Here is a 12,682-nt window from a genome sequence, read left to right as displayed (position 1 = left end):
GGCGGCGGAGGATCAGTTGTCGCGGATCGGACGGACGTCGGGCGCCACATGCCCGCCCGGCGTCGCCCGCACGATGGTGATGAGCCGGTCGGCCACCTGAAGCTCTCCGATGGACGGATCGTCGTACCCCAGCACCCGATGTCCGCGTACGACGCTCACCACCAGGTCGTCCGTCTCGCGCGGCCCCTTGCCCACCTCGGCCTTTATGACCGGCCGTTCGACGATGTCGAGCCCGCTGCCCTGCTGGATGAGGTCTTCCATGACCATGCCGGCGGCCGGGCTGAGCACCGACAGCCCGAGCAGTCGCCCGGCGGCGCTCGCACTCGTGATGACGGCATCGGCGCCGGACTGCTTCAGCAGCGGCGCGTTCTCCTCCTCGCGCACGGCGACCACGATCTTCGCCGTGCGGTTGAGCTGCCGGGCCGTGAGCGTGACCAGGACGGCCGTGTCGTCGCGCTGGGTGGCGATGATGATCTGCCGCGCCTTCTGCAGTTCGGCCCGCAGCAGTACGTCGCTGCGCGTGGCGTCGCCGACCACTCCGGCGTATCCCTCGGCGGTGGCGGCGTCCACGGCCTTGGCGCTGGGGTCGACGACCACGACCTGTTCCTTCTTCAGTCCGGTGACGCAGACGGTCTGCACGGCCGACCGCCCCTTGGTCCCGAACCCGATGACAACGGTGTGCTCTCGCAAGGCCGCCCTCCAGCGGTTCTGGCGCCACTCCTCCCGTGTGCGTTCCGTGAGGACTTCGAGAGTCGTGCCGACCAGGATGATCAGGAAGAGCACGCGCAGCGGTGTGATGACGAAGATGTTGGTGAAGCGGGCGGCATCGCTGACGGGCGCGATATCGCCGTATCCGGTGGTGGAGAGGGTGACGGTGGCGTAGTAGAAGGCGTCGAGGAGGCTGACGGAGCCGTCGGCGTTGTCGTTGTAGCCCTCGTGGTCGAGGTAGACGATGAAGGCTGTGGCGACCAGCACCAGCAGGGCCATGGCGACGCGTTTGCCGACCTGTCGGATCGGCCGTTCCACCACGGTCCGGGGGAGTTTCACCCGATGGGTCACCAGATGCTCGTCCGCCTGGCGGGCGATGGCGTCATGGCCCGGCAGTTTCACGTGAAACATCCTCCAGGGGCACCCCGCCGGGCGCCGTCGCGATCCGAATGTTTCACGTGAAACACACCCCGGCTTCGGTGGCAGCCGACCAGGGCAGGTCGAGCAGTTCGAGTTCCTGACCGGCGCGGGCTCCCCCGGGCGGGACGACCGCGAGGGCCTCGGCCGCCGCGATACCGCGCAGCATGGCCGGCCCGTTGTAGTGCAGGGGTACGGCGCGGTCGCCGCGCAGGACGACGGGAACGAGCCGGGTGTCGTGGGGGTGCCCGTGCACCTCGTCCTTGAGCGGCAGCGTGTACGGCTCCGGCGCCGCCCGTCCCGCGAGGGTCCGCAGCAGGGGCTCCGCGAGGGTGAGCAGCCCGGAGACGGCGGCCAGCGGGTTGCCGGGCAGCCCCACAAGGTGCTGGTTCTCCTTGAGCCTGGCCAGCAGCATGGGGTGCCCTGGGCGCACCTGGACACCGCTCACCAGCAGCTCGGCGCCGAGGCGGCGCAGCGTGGGGTGGACGTGGTCGACGGGCCCGGCGGCGGTACCGCCGGTGGTGACGACGATCTCGGCGGGGGAGTCCCTCAGGGCCCGGTGGAGCGCCTCGGCGTCGTCCCCGAGTCTGTGTACGGCGATGACGTCGGCGCCGAGCGAGCGCAGCCAGGGCGGCAGCATCGGGCCGAGGGCGTCCCGGATCAGACCGTCGTGCGGCAGTCCCTCGGTGAGCAACTCGTCACCCAGGACGAGGACTTCGGCCCGGGGCCGGGGGATCGCGGCGAGGGTGTCGTACCCGGCGGCCGCGGCGAGCCCGAGGACGGCCGGGGTCACGAAGGTGCCGGTGGGCAGCAGCTGGTCGCCGGTGCGGCACTCCTGGCCGCGCGGACGGATGTCCTGGCCGTGGCTCAGCTCGCGGGTGGCGTGCAGCCTGCCCTTGTCGTCCGTGCGGCCGTGCTCGCTGCGCAGGACGGCGGTCGTGTCGTGCGGGATACGGGCGCCGGTCGCGATCCGTACCGCCTCGCCGTCGGTGAGCGGCTCGGGCTGCGCGTGCCCGGCGAGCACACCGGCCTCGCGCACGTCCCAGGGACCGGGGCCCGCCACCGCCCAGCCGTCCATCGCGGAGGTGTCGAAGGAGGGGAGGTCGGTGAGGGCCGCGAGCGGGGCGGCGAGGACCAGGCCGAGAGCGGCGTCGAGGGGGACGGAGGTCGGGGCCGAGGCGGTACGGGAGACCTGGCGGGCGGCGCGCTCGGCGATGGCGCGGGCCTGGGGCCACGGGGTGGCCCGGTGGCGTTCGGCGGCTGCGGCGGGCGCGGGGGCGCGGTCGTCGCCGGTACCGGCGGGGCGCGGCTGGTCGGCCTCCACGTCGTACACACCGTCCCCTGCGGGGGCCGCGCTTCCTTGGATGGGTCCCGCGCCCTGTGTGCGGCCGCTGTTGCCTTGGTTCACGAGGGCGAGGGCCTCCTCGGCGCCGAGGTCGTCCAGGTCGCTGCGGGCGGTCATCCGGCGTCCGGGGTGTCGGGGGCCTGGTCCGCGGCGGGCCCGGCGTCGGCGGCTTTGGCCTCGTCGGCCCAGCGCAGCGCGAGGGCGACGGCCTTGCGGGTGGCCTCGGCGACCGCCTCGGGGCCTCCCCCGGCCCGGCCCGCCGCGTATCCGACGAGGAACGTCGTCAGGGGGGCGGCCGGCCTGGCCACACCGTGCGCGGCGTCACGGGCGAGGTCGAGAAGGAGGCCGGTGTCGACGTCCAGGTCGATGCCCAGTTCGTCCTTGGCTGCGGAAATCCATTCGTCCAACACGTGCCCATGCTCCCTGATGCGTGCTCTGGCGGCGGCGATGTCGTCCCAGGTGTCGCAGTCGAAGGACGCGACGGGGTCGGACACACGGGTGAGTTCCAGCGCGGCGGTCAGCCGGCGCAGCGGCAGGCCGGTGAGGCCGCCGTGTTCGAGGGTGAGCGCGCCCAGCTCCCGGCGCAGCGCGGACGCCCGGTACGCGGCCACGAGCGGCTGTTCCCGGCCGCCGCTGTCGGTGAGCAGAGCACCCTCGGCGCCGCTCGTCCGCAGGGCGCCGAGAAGCCGTCGTACGGTCGCCGCTCCGAGGAACGGGAGATCGGCGGAGAGTACGACGACATGTTCGGCGGTGGTGTGCCGCAGGCCCGCGTCGAGCGCGGCGACGGGTCCGCCGCCCGGCGGGTCCTCGTGGGCCCAGGTCACGGGCCGTGCGGTGGGCCGGGGGCCGGCGACGACCACGGTGGTGCCGGCGTCGGTGCAGCAGGCGAGCACCCGGTCGAGCAGCGCGCGCCCGCCCACCCGTACGCCGGGCTTGTCCGCGCCGCCGAGCCTTCGGGCGGCCCCGCCCGCGAGCACCACGGCGTCGTAGCCGTCGGCGCCAGGGGTCCCTGGGGGCGGGGGCTCGTAGGCGGTCACCCTCCGAGTATGCGGGCCGCCGCCGATCACAGGGAACGTGTGCGCGTCACCCGCGTCACAGGGTCCGCAGCAGCACCGCCGGTTGTTCGACGCAGTCCGCCACATAGCGCAGGAAACCGCCCGCCGTACCGCCGTCGCACACCCGGTGGTCGAAGGTGAGCGACAGCTGGACGACCTGTCGCACTGCCAGTTCTCCCTCGTGCACCCACGGCTTGGGGACGATCCGGCCGACGCCGAGCATGGCCGCCTCGGGGTGGTTGATGATCGGCGTGGAGCCGTCGACGCCGAACACGCCGTAGTTGTTCAACGTGAAAGTGCCGCCGGTGAGTTCGGCGGGCGTGAGGCTGCCGGTCCTGGCCGCCTCGGTCAGCCGCGCGATCTCCGCGCCGAGCCCCTCGGCGTTCTTGCCGTGCGCGTCCCGGACGACGGGGACGACGAGCCCGCGTTCGGTCTGCGCGGCGAAGCCGAGGTGGACGCGGTCGAGCCGGACGATCTCCCTGGCCTCCAGGTCGACCGTGGAGTTCAGGTCGGGGTAGCGGGCGAGGGCGGCCGTGCAGATACGGGCGAGCAGCGCGAGGAGGGAGACCTTCGCGGCCCCGCCGGCGTTCATGTGCGCGCGTGCCCGCATCAGCTCCGTGGCGTCGGCGTCCACCCAGCAGGTCGCGTCCGGGATCTCGCGCCGGCTGCGGGAGAGCTTGTCGGCGACGGCACCGCGGATGCCCTTCAGGGGCACGCGCGTGCCCTCGGTGGCGGCAATGACTGCGGCTGGGTGCGCCGCAGGAACAGGAGCCGGGGCGGGGGCCGACGCCGGCGCCTCGGTTCGCGTGGCGGTGCCCGCGTGCAGCGCGCGCTCCACGTCGGCGCGCAGGATCAGTCCGTCGGGCCCGGAGCCCGCCAAGTCCCGCAGATCCAGGCCGTTCTCGCGGGCGAGCCTGCGAACGAGCGGCGAGATGACCGGAACAGGCCCGTCGACGCGGCCGGAAGCGGGGGCGGGGGCGGGAGCAGTGGCAGGGGCGGGAGCAGTGGCAGGGGCGGGGGCTTGCCCGGCCGTGCCCTCGCGGGCCGCCTCGGCAGCGGGCGCCGCCTGTTCCCGCCGCACCCTGCGCCGTCGCGCGGGCGCCTCGGAGGTGCCGTAGCCGACGAGCACGTTGCCGGAGCCCTCGGCCCCGTCACCTGCGGGTTCGGGGTGGGCCGGGGTGCCGACCGCGACCGTCACCAGGGGCGACCCGACGGGCAGTTCGGTGCCCTCCTCGCCGAAGCGGGCGGTGACGACACCCCCGTAGGGACACGGCACGTCGACCATCGCCTTCGCCGTCTCGACCTCGACGACCGGCTGGTCCACGGCGACGACCTCGCCGACCTCGACCAGCCAGCGCACGATCAGCGCCTCGGTGAGCCCCTCGCCGAGGTCGGGGAGCCTGAACTCCAGTACCTGTGCCATCAGCGTTCCGCCTCCCACTGCAGCCGTCCCACGGCGTCCAGGACGCGGTCGACGCCGGGCAGGTGGTGCCGCTCCAGCATCGGCGGCGGGTACGGGATGTCGAACCCGGCGACGCGCAGCACCGGCGCCTCCAGGTGGTGGAAGCAGCGCTCCGTGACACGGGCCGCGATCTCCCCGCCGGGGCCGCCGAAACCGCCCGACTCGTGGACGACCAACGCCCGCCCGGTCCTCCGTACGGAGGCGCACACCGTCTCGTCGTCGAAGGGGACCAGGGAACGCAGGTCGACCACTTCGAGGTCCCAGCCCTCCGCCTCCGCGGCCCGGGCCGCCTCCAGGCAGACGGGCAGGGACGGCCCGTAGGTGATGAGCGTGGCGCTGCGGCCCGGGCGGCGCACCACCGCGCGTCCTATCGGCTCGACGGCCGACGGCTCGTCCGGGTTCCAGGAGTCCTTCGACCAGTACAGGCGCTTGGGCTCCAGGAAGACCACCGGGTCGTCGGAGGCGATGGCGGCCCGCAGCAGGCCGTACGCGTCGGCGACCGTGGCGGGCGTGACGACGTGGAGGCCCGGGGTCGCGATGTAGTACGCCTCGGAGGAGTCGCTGTGGTGTTCGACGCCGCCGATTCCGCCGCCGTAGGGCACGCGGACGGTGATCGGCAGGGGCATGGCCCCGCGGGTGCGGTTGCGCATCCGGGAGACGTGCGAGATCAGCTGCTCGAACGCGGGGTAGGCGAACGCGTCGAACTGCATCTCGACGACCGGGCGCAGACCGTACATGGCCATGCCGACGGCCGCGCCGAGGATGCCCGCCTCGGCCAGCGGGGTGTCCGTGCAGCGGTCGTCGCCGAACTCCTTGGCGAGTCCGTCGGTGACCCGGAAGACCCCGCCGAGGGTGCCGACGTCCTCGCCCATGACGTGCACGGTGGGGTCGGTGGCCATGGCGTCGCGCATCGCGCGCGTGAGGGCCTGTGCCATGGTCGTGGGCTTGAGGGCGACGGTGGTCATCAGTGCGCCCCTTCCGCCTCGGCCTCGAGCTCGGCCCGCAACTGGGCCCGCTGCTCGCGCAGCTGGGGAGTGGGTTCGGCGTACACCTGGGAGAACAGGTCCATGGGGTCGAGCACCGGGTCCTGGTTCATCCGGGCGCGCAGGTCGGCGGCGAGCGCCTCGGCGTCCTCGCGGGCGGCCCTGATGCCGTCCTCGTCGAGCAGCCCGCGCGCGGTGAGCTCCCGTTCCAGGAGGTCGATCGGGTCGTGCTCGCGCCAGGCGGTGACCTCGGAGTCGGCCCGGTAGCGCTTGTCGTCGTCGGCGTTGGTGTGCGCCTCCACGCGGTAGGTCACCGCCTCGACGAGCGTGGGACCACCGCCTGCGCGCGCGTGGCGTACGGCGTCGCTGAGGACGTCGTACATGGCGACCGCGTCGTTGCCGTCGACCAGGCGGCCCGGCATCCCGTAGCCGACGGCCTTGTGGGCCAGCGACGGGGCGGCGGTCTGCTTGGCGAGCGGCACGGAGATCGCGAAGCCGTTGTTCTGGACCAGGAAGACCACCGGCGCCTGCCACACGGCGGCGAAGTTCAGCGCCTCGTGGAAGTCGCCCTCACTGGTGCCGCCGTCCCCGACCATGGCCAGCGCCACCACGTCGTCGCCCTTGAGACGGGCGGCGTGCGCGAGCCCGACGGCGTGCGGCAGCTGCGTCGCGAGCGGGGTGCACAGCGGCGCCACCCGGTGCTCACGCGGGTTGTACCCGGTGTGCCAGTCACCGCGCAGCAGCGTCAGCGCCTGTACGGGGTCCACGCCCCGGGCGACCACGGCGAGCGTGTCCCGGTAGCTGGGGAAGAGCCAGTCACGGTCCTCCAGGACGAGCGCGGCGGCCACCTCGCAGGCCTCCTGGCCGACGCTGGAGGGGTACACGGCGAGTCTGCCCTGCTTGGTGAGGGCGGTGGCCTGCGCGTTGTACCGGCGCCCGCGCACCAGCTGCGCGTACAGCCGGCGCAGCAGTCCGGCATCCGCCCGCGCCGCCGCCTCGGTACCGAGGACGCGGTACGGCTCCGTGTCGGGCAGCAGCGGCGCGGGGTCGGTCCGGGGCTGCCAGGCGGGCGGCGGCGTGGGGCGGTACGCACCCCGCTGCTCCATGACCGTCATGCGGCACCTCCTCGTGGGAGACGGCTCCGGGCGGGCCACGGTTGTGACTCGCCTCACCTACCGATTGTTCGGTCGTCGGCACATTTTGGCTACAGGCACCGCCAGGCTGTGGACAAACGGTTCTCCACAGCCTGAGATGGACGCAGTACGTCCATGGCAGGGAGGCGGGGGCACATGGCACCTGAACAAATGGCCGAGCGCGCGGAAGGCGGCCCCGCCCTGCCGCCTCCACGGCCGCTGGACGCCATTGATCAGGACATCCTGCAGATGCTCCAGGCGGACGGCCGCGCCTCGATCCGTTCCGTGGCCGAACGCGTGCACGTATCGCGGGCCAACGCCTACGCGCGCATCAACCGCCTCATCGAGGACGGCGTGATCCGCGGCTTCGGCGCCCGCGTGGACCACGAACGCGCCGGGCAGGGCACCTCGGCGTACATCACCCTGAAGATCGTCCAGAACTCCTGGCGCACGGTCCGCGAACAGCTCAGGCAGCTCCCGGGCGCCGACCACATCGCCCTGGTGGGCGGCGACTTCGACGTGCTCCTGCTGGTCCACACCCCCGACAACAAGGCGCTGCGCGAGCTGGTGCTGATGCGCCTGCAGGCGATGCCGGAGGTGCTCAGCACCCGCACACTGCTGGTGTTCGAGGAGGAGGACCTGGACCTGGAGGGCTGAGGCACCCCAGGCAGTCCCGCTACGGGTGGCGCAGCCCCCCGAAGACCAGCCGCACCACCGCGTCGGCGACCTCCCGCTCGCCCATGCCGCGCCCGTCGGGCCGGTACCACTCCACCACCGAGTTGATCATCCCGAAGACGAGCCGCGTCGCGAGCCGCACCTCCACGTCACCGCGTATGTCCCCCTCGGCGGCGGCGGCCTTGAGCAGCTCGGCGACCCGGTGGTCGAAGTCGCGGCGCCGTTCCAGGGCCCGGCGCTCGGTCTCGGTGTTGCCGCGCACCCGCAGCAGCAGCGTCACATACGGCAGTTCGCCGATGAGCACCTCGACCATGCGCCGTACGACGTACTCCAGCCGCCCGGCGGCGGGCCCCACGCGCGCGTGCTCCTCGTCGAGGATCCCGAACAGCCCGTCCAGGGCGCGGTCGACGGCCAGGCGCAGCAGCTCCTCCTTGCCGGTGATGTGGTGGTAGATCGACGACTTGGAGATGCCCGCCGCCTTGGACAGGTGCTCCATGGAGGTGCCGTCGTAGCCACGCTCGTTGAACACCTGCACGGCGACCTGGAGCAGGGTCTGCGGGGTGTAGGTGTCGCGCTTGACGGTGGTCATGGGGTGCCCTCCCGCTTGTCGGTGGCGTACGCGTGGCGGTAGAGCGCGAGGGACGGCGCGTACCGTCCGCTCGGGTCGCGCTGGTGGAGTTCGTCGAGGATCTCGTGCGCCCAGCTCCGGCCGAGCCTGCGGCTCCACTCGAAGGGCCCGAGCGGGTAGTTGACGCCCAGACGCATCGCCGTGTCGACGTCCTCCTCGGTGGCGACGCCCTTGGCGACGGCGTCGTGTGCGAGGTCGATGATCCGGGCCACCGTGCGGGCGACGATCATGCCGGGCGCGTCCCCGAGGACGCTGACGTCCTTGCCGAGCGCCTGGAAGAGGCCGATGGCCTCCGTCAGGGTCTGCGGCTGCGTGTCCTGGGAGGCGGACAGGGCGATGCGGGTGGCCCGCCGGTAGTCGAGGGCGAGGTCGAAGTAGACGACGTCACGGAACTCGACGCTGGTCTGCCCGTCGGCGAGGACCAGCTGACCGCCGCTGGGCAGCACCAGCCGGGTGCCGTGGTCCTCCTCGTCCTCGCGGACGGGAACGCCCGCCTCGCGGATCAGCGCGAGGAGGTCGGCCGCGGGGCCCAGGTCGCCCTCGGCGACGACGTACGCGGGCGGCTGGGCCGCTTCCGCGGTGTGCGGTTCGGCGCGCTCGGCGTCGTCCCCGTACTCGTACCAGCCCTGCCCGGTCTTGCGGCCGAGCCGACCCGACTCGACGAGCCGCCGCTGGGCAAGCGAGGGCGTGAACCGCACGTCCTGGAAGAAGGCCTGCCACACGGAGTGGGTGACGGCCTCGTTGACGTCCTGCCCGATGAGGTCGGTCAGTTCGAAGGCGCCCATCCTGAACCCGCCGCACTCGCGCAGCACCGCGTCGATGGTGGCGGGGTCGGCGGACTGGGCCTCGTACGCGGCGAACGCCTCCGCGTAGAAGGGCCGGGCGAGGCGGTTGACGATGAACCCGGGGGTGTCGGCGCAGGCGACCGGCGTCTTGCCCCAGGCGCGGGCCATCTCGTACGCGCGCGTGGCCGACGTGACGTCGGTGGCGAACCCGGAGACGACCTCCACGAGGGGCAGCAGCGGCGCCGGGTTGAAGAAGTGCAGCCCCACGAACCTCCCGGGGTTGCGCAGGACGCCGCCGATGGCGGTGACGGACAGGGAGGAGGTGTTGGTGGCGAGCAGACAGTCGTCGTCGACCACCTCCTCGAGGGCGCGCAGCAGCTCCTGCTTCACGTCGAGCCGCTCGAGGACGGCCTCGACGACGAGGGAGCAGTCGGCGAGTTCGGCGAGGCTCCCCGCGGTGTGCAGCCGGCCCCGCGCCGCGTCCCGGTCGGCGGGCGCGAGCCTGTCCTTCGCCACGAGCCGGTCGAGGCGCGCGCCGATCGCGGCGGCGGCCTCGTCGGCCCGCCCGGGCACGGCGTCGAACAGCCGTACGTGATGACCGGCGGCCAGCGCGACCTGGGCGATGCCCTGGCCCATGGTGCCGGTGCCGACGACGGCCACGGGGCTGCTGAGGTCGAGTGCTGTCATGTGCGCGATCCTCCCGCACGAGGTTGTCCACAGATGCGGCGGACCCCCTTGTCCCGACCGATCGTTCGGTTACTCTAGCTCTGTCGTCCCTTTTCTGCCCAGGTCATGAGCTCGACGAAGTGCTCTTGAGACGAGGAGTTGGTCCCCCGATGGCCGCCGAACTCACCGCGCACCAGCTGATCGCCCAGCACCGGCCCACCCTCGATCAGGCGCTGGAAGCGATCCGCACGCGCGCGTACTGGTCCCCGCACCCCGAACACCCCAAGGCGTACGGGGAGGACGGCAGCCTGGACCTGGCCGCGGGCAAGGCCGCCTTCGACGCCGTCCGCAACACCCGCCTCGACCTGGACCAGCCCGGCACCGACGGCTGGGTGGGCGGCGAGGTGTCCCCGTACGGCATCGAGCTGGGCGTCACCTATCCGCACGCGGACGTCGACGTGCTGCTGCCCGCCATGAAGGCCGGACAGCGCGCCTGGCGCGACGCGGGCGCGGAGGTCCGCGCGCTGGTCTGTCTGGAGATCCTCCGCCGGATCAGCCGCCGCACGCACGAGTTCGCGCACGCGGTCATGCACACCAGCGGCCAGGCCTTCATGATGGCGTTCCAGGCGGGCGGCCCGCACGCCCAGGACCGCGGCCTGGAGGCGGTGGCGTACGCGTACGCGGAGCAGGTCCGCACCCCCGGCACCGCGGAGTGGACCAAGCCCCAGGGCAAGCGCGACCCGCTGGCCCTCACCAAGGAGTTCACGCCGGTCCCGCGCGGCATCGCCCTCCTCATCGGCTGCAACACCTTCCCCACGTGGAACGGCTACCCGGGCCTGTTCGCCTCCCTGGCCACGGGCAACCCGGTCCTCGTCAAGCCCCACCCGCGCGCGGTGCTGCCGCTCGCGCTGACGGTCGCCGTCGGGCGCGAGGTCCTCACCGAGACCGGCTTCGACCCCAACCTGGTCGCCCTGGCGGCCGAGCTCCCCGGCGAGGGCATCGCCAAGACCTTGGCGACGCGCCCTGAGATCCGGATCATCGACTACACGGGCTCGACGTCGTTCGGCGACTGGCTGGAGGCCAACGCCCGCCAGGCGCAGGTCTACACGGAGAAGGCCGGCGTCAACACGGTGATCGTGGAGTCGACCGGCGACTACAAGGGCATGCTGTCGAACCTCGCGTTCGCCCTCTCCCTGTACAGCGGCCAGATGTGCACCACCCCGCAGAACCTCCTCATCCCCCGCGACGGCATCCGTACGGAGGAGGGCCACAAGTCGTACGACGAGGTGGTCTCCGGCCTCGCCGCGGCCGTCAGCGGCCTGCTGGGCGACGACGCGCGCGCGAACGGGCTGCTGGGCGCGATCGTCAACCCCGATGTGAAGGCCCGGCTGGAGGCGGCGGCCGACCTCGGCGAAGTCGCCCTGCCCTCACGGGAGATCGTCAACCCCGACTTCCCCGAAGCGGTGGTCCGCACGCCGGTCATCGTGAAGCTCGACGGCACACGGAAATATTGGGATGAGGCCGACTCCGAGGCCGCCTACATGAACGAGTGCTTCGGCCCGGTCTCCTTCGCCGTCGCGGTCGACTCGGCGACGGACGCGGTGCAGTTGCTGCGGCGGACCATCCGGGACAAGGGCGCGATGACGGTCGGCGCGTACACGACCGACCCCGAGTTCGAACAGACCGTCCAGGAGGCCTGTTTCGACGAGTGCGCCCAGCTGTCGCTGAACCTGACCGGCGGGGTGTACGTCAACCAGACGGCCGCCTTCTCCGACTTCCACGGCTCGGGCGGCAACCCGGCCGCGAACGCGGCCCTCTGCGACGGAGCGTTCGTGGCGAACCGCTTCCGGGTGGTCGAGGTGCGCCGGGAGGCCTAGGGCCTGTCGTCAAATTCCCGTCGTCCGCCCGAAGGGCGGGCCTCGCGGCGGCAGGTGCGTGCTCTCGGCGTGCCGGACGCAGGCCCTCGTACTGGTTGTACGTGGGTCTGTGTCCGGTGCGGCGAGAGTGCGTGCATGTCGTCGCGAGGCAGGCGGGAATTTGACGACAGGCCCTAGAAGTCCGCGCCGCCGGTGAGGCTCCAGTGGTACAGCGTCATGGCCACGCTGGTCGCGAGGTTGTAGCTGGAGACCTGGGAACGCATCGGCAGGGACACCAGACGGTCGGCACGCGCGCGTAGTTCGGGCGACAGCCCGCTGCGCTCGGAGCCGAAGGCGAGGACGGCGTCGTCCGGGAGCTTCAGCCCCCGGATGTCGTCGCCCTCCGGATCGAGCGCGAACACCGGCCCGGGCGGCAGCTCGGCCACCGTCAGCCGCTCCACGGCGGTCGCGAAGTGCAGCCCCGCCCCACCGCGTACGACGGTGGGGTGCCAGGGGTCGACGGTCCCGGTGGTGACGACCCCGGTCGCGCCGAATCCGGCCGCGAGCCGGATCACCGCCCCGGCGTTGCCCAGGTTGCGCGGGTCGTCGAGGACGACGACGGGCGCACTGCGGGGCATGCGCGCGAGGGCCTCCAGGTTGGCGCCGCGCGAGGGCCGTACGGCCAGGGCGGCCACCGCCGTGGGATGCGCGCGCGGCACCAGCGAGGTGTACGTCGTCTCCGGCACCTCGGCCAGCAGGGCGTCCAGGGTCTCCCGTACGTCCGGAGCCAGCTCGTCTGCGAGATCCAGGGCCGCACGCCGGTCGGTGGTCACGGCCACCGGGATGCGCGCGCCGAAACGGACGGCGTGCTTGAGGGCGTGGAAGCCGTCGAGCAGGACGGAGGCGCCCACGAGCCGGTGCCAGTCGGTCACCGCGGCGCTCGCCGGCCCTGTTGCTGAGTCCGTCATG

The 12,682-nt window shown here is 72.8% G+C and carries 11 protein-coding genes; 2 read left to right on the top strand and 9 right to left on the bottom strand.

Translation table 11 applies throughout. From position 1 onward, the window contains the following. Positions 1-12: 12 nt before the first annotated feature. From ABZ855_RS01365 to pdhA, 6 genes are read right to left on the bottom strand one after another with little or no spacing between them, the layout of a single operon-like run. On the bottom strand, positions 13-1,119 hold the full coding sequence (locus ABZ855_RS01365; protein ID WP_360799020.1) for a potassium channel family protein: 1,107 nt from the start codon (positions 1,117-1,119) through the stop codon (positions 13-15). 43 nt (positions 1,120-1,162) lie between these two features. Further along, complete coding sequence (locus ABZ855_RS01360) at positions 1,163-2,587, bottom strand: molybdopterin molybdotransferase MoeA (RefSeq protein ID WP_360799017.1); 1,425 nt, start codon at positions 2,585-2,587, stop codon at positions 1,163-1,165. Beyond that, the gene (locus ABZ855_RS01355) at positions 2,584-3,507 is read right to left on the bottom strand and encodes an NTP transferase domain-containing protein (protein WP_360799014.1); all 924 of its coding nucleotides are present in this window, start codon (positions 3,505-3,507) and stop codon (positions 2,584-2,586) included. Before ABZ855_RS01355 ends, ABZ855_RS01360 begins: the two co-directional genes overlap by 4 nt. Before the next feature lie 55 nt (positions 3,508-3,562). Next, positions 3,563-4,948: a dihydrolipoamide acetyltransferase family protein gene (locus tag ABZ855_RS01350; RefSeq protein WP_360799011.1), complete on the bottom strand. Its 1,386-nt coding sequence runs from the start codon at positions 4,946-4,948 to the stop codon at positions 3,563-3,565. After that, positions 4,948-5,952, bottom strand: a complete 1,005-nt coding sequence (locus ABZ855_RS01345; RefSeq protein WP_360799008.1) for an alpha-ketoacid dehydrogenase subunit beta — start codon at positions 5,950-5,952, stop codon at positions 4,948-4,950. Before ABZ855_RS01345 ends, ABZ855_RS01350 begins: the two co-directional genes overlap by 1 nt. After that, entirely contained in the window at positions 5,952-7,085 is a 1,134-nt protein-coding gene (gene pdhA, locus ABZ855_RS01340) for a pyruvate dehydrogenase (acetyl-transferring) E1 component subunit alpha (RefSeq protein WP_360799005.1), read from the bottom strand. The genes ABZ855_RS01345 and pdhA overlap by 1 nt, the downstream gene beginning before the upstream one ends. A 189-nt stretch (positions 7,086-7,274) precedes the next feature. Here pdhA and ABZ855_RS01335 point away from each other — a divergent pair, with 189 nt between their 5' ends. Next, entirely contained in the window at positions 7,275-7,760 is a 486-nt protein-coding gene (locus ABZ855_RS01335; RefSeq protein WP_360799268.1) for an Lrp/AsnC family transcriptional regulator, read from the top strand. A 19-nt stretch (positions 7,761-7,779) separates the two neighbouring features. Here ABZ855_RS01335 and ABZ855_RS01330 read toward each other — a convergent pair whose 3' ends face one another. Together ABZ855_RS01330 and ABZ855_RS01325 are read right to left on the bottom strand one after the other, a co-directional pair. Next, complete coding sequence (locus ABZ855_RS01330; RefSeq protein WP_360799002.1) at positions 7,780-8,367, bottom strand: TetR/AcrR family transcriptional regulator; 588 nt, start codon at positions 8,365-8,367, stop codon at positions 7,780-7,782. Continuing rightward, positions 8,364-9,878 (bottom strand): 3-hydroxyacyl-CoA dehydrogenase, encoded by a 1,515-nt coding sequence (locus ABZ855_RS01325; protein ID WP_360798999.1) that lies wholly within the window; start codon positions 9,876-9,878, stop codon positions 8,364-8,366. The genes ABZ855_RS01330 and ABZ855_RS01325 overlap by 4 nt, the downstream gene beginning before the upstream one ends. A 149-nt stretch (positions 9,879-10,027) precedes the next feature. Here ABZ855_RS01325 and paaN point away from each other — a divergent pair, with 149 nt between their 5' ends. Further along, positions 10,028-11,734, top strand: a complete 1,707-nt coding sequence (gene paaN, locus ABZ855_RS01320; RefSeq protein WP_360798996.1) for a phenylacetic acid degradation protein PaaN — start codon at positions 10,028-10,030, stop codon at positions 11,732-11,734. Positions 11,735-11,907: 173 nt separating this feature from the next. Here the strand turns inward: paaN and ABZ855_RS01315 are convergent, their stop codons facing one another. Then, positions 11,908-12,681 carry a TrmH family RNA methyltransferase gene (locus ABZ855_RS01315; RefSeq protein WP_360798993.1) on the bottom strand — a complete coding sequence of 258 codons (774 nt, stop codon included), beginning with the start codon at positions 12,679-12,681 and terminating at the stop codon, positions 11,908-11,910. Between the last annotated feature and the right edge of the window lies 1 nt (position 12,682).

The sequence above is a fragment of the Streptomyces sp. NPDC047042 genome (genome assembly GCF_040644035.1).
Taxonomy (GTDB): Bacteria; Actinomycetota; Actinomycetes; order Streptomycetales; family Streptomycetaceae; genus Streptomyces.
This window is presented reverse-complemented; position numbering and strand designations above follow the sequence as displayed.

What these genes read in the sequence shown, in the direction of transcription:
- ABZ855_RS01325 (WP_360798999.1), bottom strand. Translation starts at nt 9,878, where the DNA reads ATGACAGCACTCGACCTCAGCAGCCCCGTGGCCGTCGTCGGCACCGGC.
- ABZ855_RS01345 (WP_360799008.1), bottom strand. Translation starts at nt 5,952, where the DNA reads ATGACCACCGTCGCCCTCAAGCCCACGACCATGGCACAGGCCCTCACG.
- ABZ855_RS01335 (WP_360799268.1), top strand. Translation starts at nt 7,275, where the DNA reads ATGGCCGAGCGCGCGGAAGGCGGCCCCGCCCTGCCGCCTCCACGGCCG.
- ABZ855_RS01365 (WP_360799020.1), bottom strand. Translation starts at nt 1,119, where the DNA reads ATGTTTCACGTGAAACTGCCGGGCCATGACGCCATCGCCCGCCAGGCG.
- ABZ855_RS01350 (WP_360799011.1), bottom strand. Translation starts at nt 4,948, where the DNA reads ATGGCACAGGTACTGGAGTTCAGGCTCCCCGACCTCGGCGAGGGGCTC.
- ABZ855_RS01315 (WP_360798993.1), bottom strand. Translation starts at nt 12,681, where the DNA reads ATGACGGACTCAGCAACAGGGCCGGCGAGCGCCGCGGTGACCGACTGG.
- ABZ855_RS01360 (WP_360799017.1), bottom strand. Translation starts at nt 2,587, where the DNA reads ATGACCGCCCGCAGCGACCTGGACGACCTCGGCGCCGAGGAGGCCCTC.
- pdhA (WP_360799005.1), bottom strand. Translation starts at nt 7,085, where the DNA reads ATGACGGTCATGGAGCAGCGGGGTGCGTACCGCCCCACGCCGCCGCCC.
- paaN (WP_360798996.1), top strand. Translation starts at nt 10,028, where the DNA reads ATGGCCGCCGAACTCACCGCGCACCAGCTGATCGCCCAGCACCGGCCC.
- ABZ855_RS01330 (WP_360799002.1), bottom strand. Translation starts at nt 8,367, where the DNA reads ATGACCACCGTCAAGCGCGACACCTACACCCCGCAGACCCTGCTCCAG.